This window comes from Paraburkholderia sp. BCC1886, assembly GCF_900996245.1.
Taxonomy (GTDB): Bacteria; Pseudomonadota; Gammaproteobacteria; order Burkholderiales; family Burkholderiaceae; genus Paraburkholderia.
In genome coordinates, this window is record NZ_CAAJGK010000074.1 from 196,970 (window position 1) to 211,295 (window position 14,326).

The following is a 14,326-nucleotide window of genomic DNA, read 5'->3' on the forward strand; positions in this document are numbered from 1 at the left end:
CGCCGCTCATGCAATTCGACCTGCTGCATATCGGCACGCTGGTCGCGCTCGCCCATATTCTCGGCGTGGTCGCGGCCTGCCACGCGATTCTGAACACGCGCACCTCGCAGGGTGCGATTGCGTGGGCGGTCTCGCTGGTGGCGATGCCGTATCTGACGCTGGTGCCGTACCTGTTTCTCGGCCGCAGCAAGTTCGCCGGCTATCAGGACGCGCGCCGCGTCGAAAACGAACTGCTGCGCACGCGCGCCCATCCTCCCGAATGGGATAGCCGCGCTTCGTCGGCCGGCGTGCCGACGCAGGTGCTCGGCTCGAGCCTCGTACACTCGCTCACCCGTCTGGGCGGCATGCCGTTTCTGCCCGGCAATAGCGTGCGCACGCTGGTCAACGGCGCGGCCACGTTCGAGGCGATCTTCAAGGCGATTGGCGGCGCGCGCGATTACGTGATCGTGCAGTTCTTCATCGTGCGTGACGATGCGCTCGGCGAGATGCTCAAGGACGCGCTGATCGCGAAAGCGCAGGAAGGCGTGCGCGTCTACTTCCTGTACGACAGCATCGGCAGCTTCGATCTGCCGCACCGCTACGTCGCGGCCTTGCGCGCCGCCGGCGTGCAGACGCATCCGTTCGCGACGCATCGCCGCTTCGTGAACCGTCTGCAACTCAATTTCCGCAATCACCGCAAGATCGTTTCGGTGGATGGCGAAGTGGCGTTCGTCGGCGGCCACAACGTCGGCGTGGAATACCTTGGCAGCAAACCGCCGCTCTCGCCGTGGCGCGACACGCATATCGAAGTGCGCGGCCCGGCGGTGGCGAGCATCCAGTTCGTGTTCACCGAAGACTGGCACTGGGCGACCCAGCAGTTGCCGGAGTTCGATATGCCGCCAGCGCCCGCTGCGGCTTCCGGTGGGGCTTCCGCCGCTGCTTCCGCTAACGCTTCCATCGCCTCGCAGGAGACCGGCGACGACGTGAACGGTCGCGGCATGCACTGTCTGGTCGTCCCTAGCGGACCGGCCGACAAACAGGAAACCTGCTCGCTGTTCTTCGTCGAGGCCATCAACGCGGCGCGCGAGCGCATCTGGATCACCACGCCCTACCTGGTGCCCGACGAAGCCGTGTTTGCCGCACTGCGACTCGCCGCGCTACGCGGCGTGGATGTGCGCATTCTGATTCCGTGCCGGCGTGACCACGTAGTGGTGTTCGCGGCGTCAAAACTGTATGCGTACGATTCGCTGCGCGCGGGCATCCGTATCTTCCGCTACCAGCCGGGCTTCCTGCATCAGAAGGTGGTGCTGATCGACAGCGTGGCTGCCGCCATCGGCAGCGCCAATCTGGATAATCGCTCGTTCCGCCTGAACTTCGAGATCATGGTGCTCACCGTCGACCGCGGCTTCGCGCTCGAAGTCGAAACCATGCTGCTGAACGACTTTGCCGAGTCGCTCGAGATCGATCGCAACGAGTACCGCCAGGCCAGCGCGTTCAAACGTGTGCTGATGCATCTGGCGCGGCTGTTCGCGCCAATCCTGTAGCTCGCACCGAGCCCGGCGCACGCCCTGGCGTCACAACAGCTTTTCGATGTCCCCGTTGATTGCGTCGGGTTTGGTGAGCGGCGCATAGCGCTTCACCACGTTGCCTTCACGGTCGATCAGGAATTTGGTGAAGTTCCACTTCACGGCCTCGATGCCGAGTACGCCGGGCGCTTCGCCGGTCAGATAGCGAAACAGCGGATGCGCGTTCGCGCCGTTCACGTCGACCTTCTCGAACATCGGAAACGTCACGCCGTAGTTCTTTTCGCAGAAGCTGCCGATTTGCGTGGCGTCGCCCGGCTCCTGCTTGCCGAACTGGTTGCAGGGAAAGCCGAGCACCGCGAGCCCGCGCGCCGCATAGCATTCGTACAGCTTCTGCAATCCCGCGTATTGCGGTGTGAACCCACATTCGCTCGCCGTATTGACGATGAGCAGAACCTTGCCCTGATAGCGCTCGAGGCTCACTTCCTCGCCGCCTAGCGTGCGTGCCGAAAACGAATAGATCGAAGTCATTGGCTCTCCCCGTGAAAGCCGTCAGTCTATGCGAAAAGTCGCGCCGAAACAGTAGGCCGAATGGCCGACCCCGGCTGAGCGCCCGGTCGTCACCGCGGCAGTCTAAAATAGCGTTTTTCTTCCGCCGGCCTTTTCGTGATCCGCTTTAACCAGTTCAGCCTCGCGCGCGGTACCAAGCCGCTCTTCGACAACACCACGTTCACCCTCAATCCCGGCGAAAAGGCCGGCCTGGTGGGGGCGAACGGCGCGGGCAAGTCGACGCTGTTCGCCGTGCTGCTCGGCGAACTGCATGCGGACGGCGGCGATTTCTCGATACCGCCCACCTGGCAGATCGCGCACGTCGCGCAGGAAACCCCGGCGGCAGACAAGACCGCACTCGCCTACACGCTCGACGGCGACGCCGCCTTGCGGCGCATCGAAGCGCGCATTGCCGAGGCGTCGGCCGCGCACGACGGCGCCGCCGAAGGCGAAGCACATGCCGCGTTTGCCGATGCCGACGGCTATACCGCGCCGGCGCGCGCCGAAGCGCTGCTGCTCGGCCTCGGCTTCACGCTCGACCAGACCCGCGAGCCGGTCAGCAGTTTTTCCGGCGGCTGGCGCATGCGCCTGAATCTTGCGCAAGCGCTCATGTGCCGCTCCGACCTGCTGCTGCTCGACGAACCAACCAATCACCTCGACCTCGACGCGATCGTCTGGCTCGAAGACTGGCTGCACCGCTATCCCGGCACGCTGGTGGTCATCTCGCACGACCGCGAGTTTCTCGATTCGGTCTGCAACGTCACGCTGCATCTGGAACATCAGCAGATCAAGCGCTACGGCGGCAACTATTCGCAATTCGAAGTGCTGCGCGCACAGCAGCTCGCCTTGCAGCAAAGCGCGTACGAGAAGCAGCAGCGCACCGTCGAGCATCTGCAGAGCTACATCAACCGCTTCAAGGCGCAGGCCACCAAGGCGCGTCAGGCGCAGAGCCGGGTGAAGGCGCTGGAGAAGATGGAACTGATCGCGCCCGCGCATGCCTCCTCACCGTTCACCTTCACGTTCCGCACACCCGATTCCGCACCGAACCCGATGATGGTGATGGAGAACGTGCGCTGCGGTTATCGCAGCGAGACGGAACCGGGCGGCGAGATCCCGATCGTCGAGCATGTGATGCTGTCCATCCAGAACGGGCAGCGTATCGGCCTGCTGGGGGCGAACGGGCAAGGCAAGTCGACGCTCATCAAGACGCTGGCCGGCACGCTCGAAGCGCTCGGCGGTCAGGTACGCGAAGGCAAGGGGCTGCGCATCGGCTACTTCGCGCAGCATCAGCTGGAAACGTTGCGACCGGACGATACGCCCTTGCAGCATCTGGCGCGTTTCGCACCCGATACCCGCGAACAGGAGTTGCGCGACTTCCTCGGCAGTTTCAACTTCTCCGGTGAAATGGCCACGGCGAAAATCGCGCCGTTCTCCGGCGGCGAAAAAGCGCGCCTCGCGCTGGCGCTGATCATCTGGCAGAAGCCCAATCTGCTGCTGCTCGACGAACCGACCAATCACCTGGACCTCGAAACCCGTCATGCGCTCACCATGGCGCTCGCGCAATTCGAAGGCACGCTGATTCTGGTGTCGCACGACCGCCATCTGCTGCGCGCCACCACCGACGTGTTCATGCTGGTCGCCAGACATCGGCTGCAGGAGTTCGACGGCGACCTGGACGACTATCGCGACTGGCTGCTCCAACACGCCGCCGAACAGCGTGCGGCGCTCAAGGCCGGAACGGGGACGGCGGGCGGCCCGGACAACGCGGACAGTGGGATCAACCGCAAGGAGCAGCGCAAGGCGGAAGCCGAAACGCGCCAGAAGCTCGCGCATCTGAAAAAGCCGCTGCAAAGCCGTATCACGAAGATCGAAAAGGAAATGGACACGCTGAACGCCGAGAAGGCCGCGCTCGACGCGCTCGTGGCCGACCCGGCGAGCTACGAGCCCGAACGGAAAAGCAGACTGACGGAGGCGATCCGCCGTCAGGCAGACGTGAACTCGCGCCTCGAAACGCTCGAAGCCGAATGGCTCGAGAAGCACGAGGAACTCGAACAGATCGGTTAGCGGAAGACGGTCTCGAGGTTTCCGGTCCGCGCCGGCATTGATGAGAGGTTGGCTTTGTCATCTGCGACATCTTTCGTGTCGTCATCCGCAGCGCTGCCGCCGCCGCTGCAAGGACTGCGCGTCCTCGACCTGACGCGGCTTCTGCCCGGCCCGGTCGCCGCCCTGCGGCTCGCCGAACTCGGCGCCGAAGTGCTGAAAATCGAAGCGCCGGGCGCCGGCGACCCGACCCGCACCATGATGCAGTCTTCGAGCGATCGGGTCGCCGGCCGGCCCGGCGCGTTCTACCGGCTCGTGAATCGCGGCAAACGCGAGACGCGACTCGACCTCAAATCGGAAGCGGGACGCACGGTGTTGCGGGCGCTGGCCGCCGAAGCGGACGTGCTGATCGAGAGTTTCCGGCCCGGCGTGATGGACCGGCTCGGCATCGGCTACGAGACGTTGCGTGCGGTGAACCCGCGGCTCGTGTATTGCGCGATCAGCGGCTATGGCGCGAGCGGTCCGTTCGCGAAGCTGGCGGGTCACGATCTCAACTACATCGGCTATGCGGGCGTGCTCGATCAACTGGCGAGTCGTGACGGGGCGCCGATCCTGCCCAACTTCCAGATTGCCGACCTGCTCGGCGGCGCGCTCGCCGCGGTCACGCAGATTCTCGCCGCGTTGTGGCACGTGTCGCGCGGCGGCGAAGGCCGTTTCGTCGATGTCTCGATGACCCACGTCACGCACGCGCACAACGTGGTTGCGCAGGTCTCGCTCGCCAACGAAGGCACAGCGCCGGCAGCCGGCGGGGGATTGCTGAACGGCGGCGTGCCCTGCTACAACCTGTATCGCACGCTCGACGGACGCTGGCTCGCGGTCGGCGCGCTCGAACTGAAGTTCTGGGAGACGCTGTGCATGGCGCTCGACCGGCCCGAATGGGCGACCCGCCACTGGAGCCTGGGTCAGGCGATCGGCGGCCCGGATGCCGCCGCGCTGACGCGCGAACTGGCTCAGGTCATTGGCACGCGCGAACTCGAGGAGTGGGTGCGGCTACTGGAGCCGCTCGACTGCTGCGTGTCGCCGGTGCTGAGCGCGGCAGAGGCGGCTTTGCACCCGCTGTTCAACTGGCGGGCGGCCGGGCAGCCGGAGCATGAGAGCGATGAACCGACGGAGACCGAGACGTCGATCTCGATCCCGATCGACAGCCCTGATCACCGCGGCACGAATCGACCGCCCGACTAACCCACTACGGCCGGCGCGCCAGCCCTACCGCCTGACCGCCGTCTGTCGGGGCAAAGTCTGACGCGGCGTTTTCTCGTCGTCGTAAAGCACGTGCTTGCGCCCTTCCACGTGGCGGTTGATGGTGGCGCGCACTTCCGCGGCGGTGACGTGCTCGGCCACGACGCGCCGCGAAATCTGCCCGCCGGTGTCGATCCACTCGACGATGCGGCAGGCGCCGCCCCACGGCTGGCGAATGGGCTCGGAGACCCGGCAGCCGCGCACCTGCATCGGCCGCTCGGCAACGGTTTCAACTGACTGTTTCAAGGTGCGATCCTTTTTCGGGCGTGCAAGGGATGCATGGGGAATGCAAGACCCTCGCAGCTTAAAAAAAAGGAATGGCGCAAAGGTTACAGACAATACGGCGATATTTACAGAGCATTACGGCGCGCACGCCGCGCACCCCTGACAATCCGCCGCCGGCCTTGCCTATTCGAGCATGCGGACCCGGTCGATCGCCTGTTCGATCCGTTCGACCGCAACGACCTGTAAGCCTTCGATAGGCTGCTTGGGCGCATTGGCCTTCGGAATCACCGCGACCGAGAAGCCCAGTTTGGCCGCCTCCTTCAGACGTTCCTGGCCGCGCGGCGACGGCCGGATCTCGCCGGCAAGACCCACTTCTCCGAACACGACGAGCCCTTTGGGCAGCGGCTTGTTGCGCATCGACGAGTGAATGGCGAGCAGCACGGCCAGATCGGCGGCGGGCTCGGTGATCTTCACGCCGCCTACCGCGTTCAGAAACACGTCCTGATCGAAACAGGCGATGCCTGCGTGCCGATGCAGCACGGCCAGCAGCATCGCCAGCCGGTTCTGCTCCAGACCCACCGCGAGGCGCCGCGGGTTCGGCGCGTTGGCCGCGTCCACCAGCGCCTGCACTTCGACCAGCAAAGGCCGCGTGCCTTCCTGAGTGACCAGCACGCACGAGCCCGGCACCGACTGCTCGTGCTGCGACAGAAACAGCGCCGACGGATTGGCGACGCCGCGCAAACCGCGTTCGGTCATTGCGAACACGCCCAGTTCGTTGACCGCGCCGAAGCGGTTTTTGATCGCGCGCACGAGGCGATACGACGAATGCGTGTCGCCCTCGAAATACAGCACGGTATCGACGATGTGCTCGAGCACGCGCGGACCGGCTAGCGCGCCTTCCTTGGTGACGTGACCGACCATGATGATCGTGGTGCCCGACTGCTTGGCGATACGCGTGAGTTGCGCCGCGCATTCGCGCACCTGCGCGACCGAACCGGGCGCGGAGGTCAGCGCGTCGGAGTAAACCGTCTGGATCGAGTCGATGACCGCGACATCGGGTCGCTCTTCGGCAATCGTCGCCTGAATTTTTTCGAGCTGGATTTCGGCGAGCAACTGCAACTCGCTCGCTTTCGAGCCGGGCTCCAGCAGCGAAAGCCGTTGGGCGCGCAACGCAATCTGCGCCGCCGATTCTTCGCCGCTGATATAGAGCGCGCGTTTGTCCGCCGCGATTTCCGCGAGCGATTGCAGCAGCAGCGTCGATTTGCCGATACCCGGATCGCCGCCGATCAGCACCACGCCACCCGGCACCAGACCGCCGCCGAGCACGCGGTCGAATTCGCTCACGCCGGTGGAGAAACGCGGCACGTCGGCCGCGTCGATGTCGGCGAGCCGCCGGACCGGGGCGCTCTTCGCGAGCGACTGGAAACGGTGGGTGGACGGCGCCTCCGCGACCGATTCGACCAGCGTGTTCCACGCATGACAGGACGGACACTGTCCCGCCCATTTCGGCGATTGCCCGCCGCATTCGCTACAGATGTACAACGTCTTGGGTTTAGCCACGCGTCCTGCCTTGAATGATGCCTGGGTTGATGCCTGGGTTGATGCCTGGGTTGATGCCTGGGTTGATGCCTGGATTGATGCCTTGATCTCCGCTTTGCTCGATGCCCCGATCGCGGTGTATTGCCACAGCGCCGCCCGCTCCGCTCACGGTGTCACTCTGCCCTGACCGGCACGCGTGGCGCGATCGCGCACATCAACTCGTAGCCGATCGTGCCGCAGGCCTGCGCGACGTCGTCGATGGGCAGCGACTTGCCCCACAACTCGACGCGCGTACCGATATTGGCGGTGGGCACCGGTGTCAGGTCGACGGTCAGCATGTCCATCGACACCCGTCCGACGATGCGCGTGCGCACCCCGTCGACGATGACCGGCGTGCCTTCCGGCGCCACGCGCGGATAGCCGTCGGCATAGCCGCAGGCCACCACGCCGATGCGCATCGGACCACGCGCCCTGAACGACGAGCCGTAGCCGACCGAATGACCTTCGGCCAGCGTCTGCACGGCGATCAGCTCCGACGCGAAGGTCATGGCCGGCTGCAAGCCGGTTCCTTCGATGGCGGCCGTCACGCCGGACGGCGACGCGCCATACAGGATGATGCCGGGCCTCACCCAGTCGAAATGCGTGTCGGGATGCCACAGCGTGGCCGCCGAATTGGCGAGGCTGCGCGCGCCGGCAATGCGCTGCGCGCCGCGTTCGAACGCCTCGACCTGATGAGCGACGCCGCGCTCGCCGTCGGCGTCCGAGAAGTGCGTCATCAGCGTGATCTGGCCGACGCCCTGGCAGGCGCGCGCCCGCTCCCAGGCCGCGCGGAATTTTTCCGGTGTGTAACCGAGGCGGTTCATACCGGTGTTCATTTTCAACTGGATATTTACCGGCTTCGACAGACGCGCCATTTCCAGCATGCGCAACTGTTCGTCCGAATGCAGCGAAGTCGTGAGGCTGTAACGATCGATCACGTCGATGTCGGTGGGCCGGAAAAAACCTTCGAGCAAAAGAATTGGGCCGGCCCAACCGAGTTCACGCAACTTCACGGCTTCTTCGAGGTCCAGCAAACCGAAGCCGTCGGTCGCGCGCAAGCCCGGAAACACGCGCGCGAGGCCGTGCCCGTAGGCGTTGGCCTTGACGACGGCCCAGACCTTGGACTTCGACGCGTAGCGCCGGGCAACGGCGAGATTATTGGCGAGTGCGGAGGTATGAATGGTGGCGGAGAGAGGGCGCGGCATGAGGTATTTTCGTAAAGACGCTTGCGAATCATCGGCTTACAGGGCGTTTTCAGCGCTCGGCAGCCACTGGGCGGTGCGATCAAGGATTCTGCTAGTCCGAATCCAGCTATTTTCGTGATATAAAGCCGTGCGCACAACCCATTTCGAACGGCATAAGCCCGGACGCTTTGCACACGGCCGGGGCGGACAGACCGCAGCGAGGACAGCATCGCATCAGATGAAAAAAGGTTTTTACACCATCATGGCCGCGCAGTTTTTTTCGTCGCTGGCCGACAATGCGCTTCTGATCGCTGCTATCGCACTGCTGAAAGATCTCCACGCCCCGAACTGGATGACGCCGCTGCTCAAGTTGTTCTTTGTGCTGTCGTACGTCGTTCTGGCCGCCTTCGTGGGGGCCTTCGCCGACTCCCGTCCGAAAGGACGCGTGATGTTCGTCACCAACACCATCAAGGTACTCGGCTGTCTCACCATGCTGGTCGGCGCGCATCCGCTGATCGCATACGGCATCGTGGGCTTCGGCGCGGCGGCCTACTCGCCCGCCAAGTACGGCATTCTCACCGAACTGCTGCCGCCTGACCGGCTGGTCGCGGCCAATGGCTGGATCGAAGGCACCACCGTCGGCTCCATCATTCTCGGCACGGTGCTCGGCGGCGCGCTGATCAGTCCGCATATTGCGGCGCCGCTGCTGCGACAACATATTCCTACCGTCAACACGCCCGCCGAAGCCGCGATGCTCGTCATCATGGCCATCTACGTGATTGCGGCGCTGTTCAATCTGCGCATTCCCGATACCGGCGCCCGTTATCCGAAACAGGAACGCGGCCCGATCAAACTGGTCACCGACTTCGCCGACTGTTTCCTGGTCCTCTGGCGCGACAAGCTCGGGCAGATTTCGCTGGCGGTCACCACGCTGTTCTGGGGCGCCGGCGCCACGCTGCAATTCATCGTGCTGAAGTGGGCCGAGGTGTCGCTCAACATGTCGCTTTCCGAAGCGGCGATCCTGCAGGCGGTGGTCGCCGTCGGCGTGGCCGTCGGTGCGATTCTCGCGGCCTCGCGCGTGCCGCTGAAAAAGTCGCTCTCGGTGCTGCCGGTCGGCATCATGATGGGCATCGCCGTGATGCTGATGGCGTTCTACACTCGCAATCTGTTCCCGTCGCATTGGGGCCTCTATTTCGGCCGCATGCACGTGCCGGGGTATCTGATCGTCGCGTACATTTTCCTGATGATCGTCGGCGGGCTGTCCGGCTTTTTCGTCGTGCCGATGAACGCGTTGCTGCAGCATCGCGGTCACGTGCTGCTCTCCGCCGGGCACTCCATCGCCGTGCAGAACTTCAACGAAAATCTGTCGGTGCTCGTGATGCTCTGTTTGTACGCGGTGCTGGTGTGGCTCGATGTGCCGGTCACAGCGGTCATCGTGCTGTTCGGCACCTTCGTGTGCGTGATGATGTGGTTCGTGATGCGGCGCCACCAGGCGAATCAGCGCGCGTTCGACTCGGTCGCGCTGATCGGCGAAGTCAAGCACTGACTCTCGCTGCTTGCCGGCGGGCCGGCGATCCGGCGATCCAGCGGGCCGGCGGGCCGGCGAACTTGTGATACGTCAAACACATGAAGCGCCCCGCCCGCGCCTTTCTCCGCATCTTTCTCCGCGTCTATCTTATTGCGCTCTGCCATGACCCGATTCATTCCCAACGTGCTGACCATCGCCGGTTCCGATTCCGGCGGCGGCGCCGGCATTCAGGCCGACCTGAAAGCGTTCTCGGCGCTCGGCGCGTACGGCACCAGCGTGGTCACCGCGCTGACTGCGCAGAACACCCGCGGCGTCACGGCGATTCATGCGCCGGAGCCCGGCTTCATCACCGCGCAACTCGATGCGGTGTTCGACGACATCCGCATCGACGCCGTGAAAATCGGCATGCTGGCGAATGCACCGATCGCGCGAGCAGTGGCCGAGGCGCTGCGTCGGCACAAGCCCAAACACATCGTGCTCGACACGGTGATGATTTCGAAGAGCAATCACGCGCTGCTGCTGCCGGATGCCGTGGCGGTGGTGCGCGACGAACTGCTGCCGCTGGCGGACCTGCTGACGCCGAATCTGCCGGAGGCGGCGGCTTTGCTCGGCGTGCCGGCGGCCACCGACGAAGCCGGCATGGTGACTCAGGGCGAGGCGCTACGCGCGCTCGGCGCGCGGGCGGTGCTGATGAAAGGCGGCCATCTGAGCGCCGCGGACAGTCCCGACTGGCTGGTACAGGACAGCGGTTCGCTGCGCCTGCCCGGCCCGCGCGTGCCGGTGAAGAATACGCATGGGACGGGTTGTACGCTGTCGTCGGCGATTGCGGCCTTGATCCCGCAACGCGACGATCTGGCCAGCGCGGTGACCGATGCCAAGACGTATCTGACCGGCGCGTTGCAGGCGAGCGATCTGCTCGACGTCGGGCATGGCGTGGGGCCCGTGCATCATTTTTATCGCTGGTGGTGAGAGGCTTTATTGGCGCGCGTAGTTTTGCGCCGAAGCGGGCCACTCGTCGGGCACGATGAAACCGCGCGAGCATTCGATCCACGTGCCATCACGCTGCGCCGCGAACGCGGCGACCAGGGTCGGCCCGGCTTGCGGCGATAGTTGCGCGAGCAACGTGGGCGCATCCATGTAACGGCCGCCGCTCGCTTCATGCCCGGCAGAATCGTCGCGCCTCGGCGCGAGCCATTCCAGTTTCGGCAACACCTTCCATCCGGCCGCCTGGGCACTCGCGAAGTCCGGCCACTCGCTGCGCGTGACCCACCAGCCGCGACCGTGCCGGGCATCGAGCTCGGTGGGCAGCGTCGGCGTCTGTCCATAGCGATAGAACAGCCAGCCTTTGATGAACATCTGCGGCGTCCACGGACCTTGATAACCGAGCGCCGCGAACTCGTCGCGCGCGCTCAACGGCAACTGGTGATTCAGCAGATGGGCCAGCTTGAGATCGAAGCGGTCTTTCAGATTCGGGCCGACGTAATCCGATAACGACGGCGCCTCGGCGCCTGACTCGCTGCCCGCATGCAGATAACACTTGACCGCCAGTTCCCAATGCAGCCGCTCGCCGTGCGCCGCCTCCAGCAGAAAATCGCATTCGCCGAGCGTGATGCCGGCTCGCCGCAACGGCACGCCGGCCGCGACCAACCGGGCCGCCGGTCCATGCTGCAGGAACCAGCCGAGCAGCCGCTCCGCGTAACGGCCCAGACGCGTGATGCGCGTCGCCGCGAGATAGTCGTGCAGGGGTCGAGGTTGCGCGTCCAGCGAGGTCAGCCAGGCGAAGCCGGCATCGGTCTGGTCAGGCGTTTCGAAAGCGCGCGCCAGCATGCCGACGGGCGGTTGCGCACACAACAGATCGGGACTTAGCAACAGCCACGCGAGATCGCGCACGGCTGGATCGCGCAGGCGGGTCAGCAGCATAGCCAGCGTTGTCGCGCCGGCACTCCCGACTGCCCCGCTCACTTCGCCTCGTCCGACGGCGCGCCGCCTGCCGCTTGCCAGGTGTCGCGTGCGAGGCAGAGGTCGGCCCAGGCCTTCGCCTTGTCCGGCAGACTGCGCAGCAGATACGCCGGGTGATACGTAACGATGACCGGCACACCTTCGTATTCATGCACGCGGCCCCGCAACGACGAAATGCTCGCTTCGGTCTTCAGCAGACTCTGCGCGGCAAAGCGGCCGAGCGCGACGATCAGTTTCGGTTTGACCAGCGCAACCTGTCGTTGCAGATACGGTTCGCAACGCGCGACTTCGTCCGGTTCGGGATTGCGGTTGCCGGGCGGCCGGCATTTGATCACGTTGGCGATGTAGACGTTGGTATCGCGCGCGAGCGTCACCGAACGCAGCATGCTGTCGAGCAGCTTGCCCGCCTGGCCCACGAACGGCTCGCCGAGGCGGTCCTCGTTCTCGCCCGGTGCTTCGCCGATCAGCATCCAGTCCGCCTGACGGTCGCCGACGCCGAACACCGTGTTCGTGCGCTTCTCGCAGAGCCGGCAACGCTCGCAACCGGCGACGCGCTCGCTCAGCGCGTCCCAGTCGAGCGTGGCGATCGGGAAGGGTTCGGGAGCGGCGGGCTGGTCGCTGCGCGCTTCGGCGGAGGCCTCGGCCCCGGCCTCGGCCGGAAGATCGTCGAACCAGGCGAAATCGTCGTCGGAAGGGGAGTCGGGCGCGGACGGCTCGGGGGTGCGGGAAGCAGGCGTAGGCGCGAATGGTTTGGCCGGCTCGTTCCCGGCCTTCTGCACGGCGGGCTCGGGTTCATGTCTCGCCGCGGCAGGTTCCACTGCGGCAGGCCTTGCTACCTCACGATCGGCGGCAACACGCCCGGCTTCCGGCGAAGGCGATGCCGTCCGCTCACGCGCAGTCACCGGCGTATCGACAGAATCCCCTAGCTCGCCTGCCGCGCCCTCGCCCGCCGGCCTTGCGGCCATACCGCGGCGCACCCACATCGGCGCGAGTCCGAACTCCGCCAACACCGAATCATCCAGCGCCATGTGCGCCCTCCGAAGCAAATGAGAAACGCATCACGATCGCATCCTCGCGACTGAGGTGCCGCGCGGGATAGTAGTTCTTGCGCCGGCCGATGGAAGCAAAGCCGAAGCGCTCGTAAAGACGGATGGCGCGATGATTCGACGGCCGCACTTCGAGCAGCACGCCCTCGAGTTTCTCGGCCCGCGTGACGCGCACCGCTTCGCGCAACAACGCGAGCCCGGCGCCGGCGCCTTGAGCCGCGGGCGCCACGCAGAGATTGAGCAGATGCATTTCGTCGACCACCGGCATCAGCACGCAGTAACCGAGCAAGGTGCCCGTCACATGCCGCAGACAGATGCCGAAGTAGCCGTTGCGCAGCGAGTCGCTGAAATTGCCGCGGCTCCAGGGGAATTCGTACGCGACTTTTTCGACGGCGGCGACTTCGTCGAGATCGCCTTCGGTCATCGGCGACATGTAGCGGTCTGCCAGCAACACCCCGCTCATTGTTCGCGCTCGCCAGTGTTGGCCGCTGAACGGGCGGACGGTTCCGGCGGCACCGCTGCGATAGTCAGCGCAGCATGCGCAGCCTTCGCGGCTTTTTCCGCGACACGTTCCGCCGTGGTCTGGGCCACTTTGTCGCGCACGTATTCAGGTGCGGCCTGCTCCGCCGGCACCGTCCGGCCCGCGCGAAACGCGCGCAGCGCCGCGTGCGCGAGCGGCACGGCGTGCGGCAGCGCCTCCCCGTCGACATGGCGGGCGGCTGCCAGCGCCGGCAAACGCGCGCCGAACGCGGCCGCGGCGTTGCCCGCCAGCGTGAACGGCACGTCGGGCAGAACGAGATTCGCGGGCGCATCGAGCGAGGCGGCTTGCAGCGTGTGCCACTCGCCTCGTGCGTCGTCCCACGCGTAGTCGGCCCAATAGATCTCGTCCATCCGGGCGTCGAGCGCGGCGAGCACGCGCGACGCCGACGGGTCGCGCAAGCGGGCGCTTTCCGCGCAGGCAAGCAGCGTGCTGACCGGCACGACCGGCAGATTCAAGCCGAACGCGAGACCTTGCGCGACGCCGGTGGCCGTGCGCAATCCGGTGAACGACCCGGGACCGGCGCCAAAAGCAATCGCATGACAGCCGGACAGAGGCAGGCCGGCTTCGGCGAACAGTTCGCGGATGGCAGGCAAAAGGCGCGTGCTGGACACCGCGCCGGTGAGTTCGTGACGGCTCCAGATACGTGGAGCGGCGTGGGTCTCGTCTGCCGGCCCGGCAGAGGCGCACAGCAGCGCCACCGAGCAGAATTCGGTCGACGTATCGAGGGCGAGAAGCACAGTTTCAGTCATGGGCGGTATTGTAATCGGCACGACGCGCGCGCAAGCGGGTTTTGCCCGCGAGCGCAGCGCGCGGGCATCGCAGGAGATCGGCGGCGGTTTGGAGTAAGCCCTCGACTGTGAGTCGGCGGCGGCTTG

13 protein-coding genes are annotated in these 14,326 nt (G+C 65.5%); 5 read left to right on the top strand and 8 right to left on the bottom strand.

Annotated elements, in window-relative coordinates:
• The first annotated feature begins 8 nt into the window (after positions 1-8).
• On the top strand, positions 9-1,523 hold the full coding sequence (cls, locus tag FQ746_RS25415) for a cardiolipin synthase (RefSeq protein ID WP_144112550.1): 1,515 nt from the start codon (positions 9-11) through the stop codon (positions 1,521-1,523).
• A gap of 30 nt (positions 1,524-1,553) precedes the next feature.
• Here the strand turns inward: cls and FQ746_RS25420 are convergent, their stop codons facing one another.
• Positions 1,554-2,033 carry a glutathione peroxidase gene (locus tag FQ746_RS25420; protein WP_144112551.1) on the bottom strand — a complete coding sequence of 160 codons (480 nt, stop codon included), beginning with the start codon at positions 2,031-2,033 and terminating at the stop codon, positions 1,554-1,556.
• Between the two features lie 135 nt (positions 2,034-2,168).
• Here FQ746_RS25420 and FQ746_RS25425 point away from each other — a divergent pair, with 135 nt between their 5' ends.
• Both FQ746_RS25425 and FQ746_RS25430 read left to right on the top strand, forming a co-directional pair.
• Positions 2,169-4,115, top strand: a complete 1,947-nt coding sequence (locus FQ746_RS25425) for an ATP-binding cassette domain-containing protein (RefSeq protein ID WP_144112552.1) — start codon at positions 2,169-2,171, stop codon at positions 4,113-4,115.
• 105 nt (positions 4,116-4,220) lie between these two features.
• Positions 4,221-5,333 carry a CaiB/BaiF CoA transferase family protein gene (locus FQ746_RS25430; protein WP_260854171.1) on the top strand — a complete coding sequence of 371 codons (1,113 nt, stop codon included), beginning with the start codon at positions 4,221-4,223 and terminating at the stop codon, positions 5,331-5,333.
• 24 nt (positions 5,334-5,357) lie between these two features.
• Here the strand turns inward: FQ746_RS25430 and FQ746_RS25435 are convergent, their stop codons facing one another.
• The 3 genes from FQ746_RS25435 to alr form a co-directional block, all read right to left on the bottom strand.
• Positions 5,358-5,636: a DUF2866 domain-containing protein gene (locus FQ746_RS25435; protein ID WP_144112553.1), complete on the bottom strand. Its 279-nt coding sequence runs from the start codon at positions 5,634-5,636 to the stop codon at positions 5,358-5,360.
• A gap of 162 nt (positions 5,637-5,798) precedes the next feature.
• On the bottom strand, positions 5,799-7,175 hold the full coding sequence (gene radA, locus FQ746_RS25440) for a DNA repair protein RadA (protein WP_144112554.1): 1,377 nt from the start codon (positions 7,173-7,175) through the stop codon (positions 5,799-5,801).
• Between the two features lie 152 nt (positions 7,176-7,327).
• Entirely contained in the window at positions 7,328-8,398 is a 1,071-nt protein-coding gene (gene alr, locus FQ746_RS25445; RefSeq protein WP_144112555.1) for an alanine racemase, read from the bottom strand.
• Between the two features lie 217 nt (positions 8,399-8,615).
• On the opposite strand from alr, the gene lplT reads away from it, so the two are divergent.
• Complete coding sequence (gene lplT, locus FQ746_RS25450; RefSeq protein WP_144112556.1) at positions 8,616-9,923, top strand: lysophospholipid transporter LplT; 1,308 nt, start codon at positions 8,616-8,618, stop codon at positions 9,921-9,923.
• Between the two features lie 144 nt (positions 9,924-10,067).
• Positions 10,068-10,874 carry a bifunctional hydroxymethylpyrimidine kinase/phosphomethylpyrimidine kinase gene (gene thiD, locus FQ746_RS25455; protein WP_144112557.1) on the top strand — a complete coding sequence of 269 codons (807 nt, stop codon included), beginning with the start codon at positions 10,068-10,070 and terminating at the stop codon, positions 10,872-10,874.
• Positions 10,875-10,880: 6 nt separating this feature from the next.
• Here thiD and FQ746_RS25460 read toward each other — a convergent pair whose 3' ends face one another.
• From FQ746_RS25460 to tsaB, 4 genes are read right to left on the bottom strand one after another with little or no spacing between them, the layout of a single operon-like run.
• The gene (locus FQ746_RS25460; RefSeq protein ID WP_144112765.1) at positions 10,881-11,825 is read right to left on the bottom strand and encodes a DUF1853 family protein; all 945 of its coding nucleotides are present in this window, start codon (positions 11,823-11,825) and stop codon (positions 10,881-10,883) included.
• Positions 11,826-11,863: 38 nt separating this feature from the next.
• Complete coding sequence (locus FQ746_RS25465) at positions 11,864-12,892, bottom strand: uracil-DNA glycosylase (protein WP_144112558.1); 1,029 nt, start codon at positions 12,890-12,892, stop codon at positions 11,864-11,866.
• Positions 12,879-13,373 (bottom strand): ribosomal protein S18-alanine N-acetyltransferase, encoded by a 495-nt coding sequence (gene rimI / locus FQ746_RS25470; protein WP_144112559.1) that lies wholly within the window; start codon positions 13,371-13,373, stop codon positions 12,879-12,881. Before rimI ends, FQ746_RS25465 begins: the two co-directional genes overlap by 14 nt.
• The gene (tsaB, locus tag FQ746_RS25475) at positions 13,370-14,200 is read right to left on the bottom strand and encodes a tRNA (adenosine(37)-N6)-threonylcarbamoyltransferase complex dimerization subunit type 1 TsaB (protein ID WP_144112560.1); all 831 of its coding nucleotides are present in this window, start codon (positions 14,198-14,200) and stop codon (positions 13,370-13,372) included. Before tsaB ends, rimI begins: the two co-directional genes overlap by 4 nt.
• Positions 14,201-14,326: the final 126 nt, after the last annotated feature.

Excerpts from the sequence above, each read along its gene's own strand:
- cls (WP_144112550.1), top strand. The coding sequence starts at position 9 with ATGCAATTCGACCTGCTGCATATCGGCACGCTGGTCGCGCTCGCCCAT.
- FQ746_RS25420 (WP_144112551.1), bottom strand. The coding sequence starts at position 2,033 with ATGACTTCGATCTATTCGTTTTCGGCACGCACGCTAGGCGGCGAGGAA.
- alr (WP_144112555.1), bottom strand. The coding sequence starts at position 8,398 with ATGCCGCGCCCTCTCTCCGCCACCATTCATACCTCCGCACTCGCCAAT.
- lplT (WP_144112556.1), top strand. The coding sequence starts at position 8,616 with ATGAAAAAAGGTTTTTACACCATCATGGCCGCGCAGTTTTTTTCGTCG.
- thiD (WP_144112557.1), top strand. The coding sequence starts at position 10,068 with ATGACCCGATTCATTCCCAACGTGCTGACCATCGCCGGTTCCGATTCC.
- FQ746_RS25460 (WP_144112765.1), bottom strand. The coding sequence starts at position 11,825 with ATGCTGCTGACCCGCCTGCGCGATCCAGCCGTGCGCGATCTCGCGTGG.
- FQ746_RS25465 (WP_144112558.1), bottom strand. The coding sequence starts at position 12,892 with ATGGCGCTGGATGATTCGGTGTTGGCGGAGTTCGGACTCGCGCCGATG.
- rimI (WP_144112559.1), bottom strand. The coding sequence starts at position 13,373 with ATGAGCGGGGTGTTGCTGGCAGACCGCTACATGTCGCCGATGACCGAA.
- tsaB (WP_144112560.1), bottom strand. The coding sequence starts at position 14,200 with ATGACTGAAACTGTGCTTCTCGCCCTCGATACGTCGACCGAATTCTGC.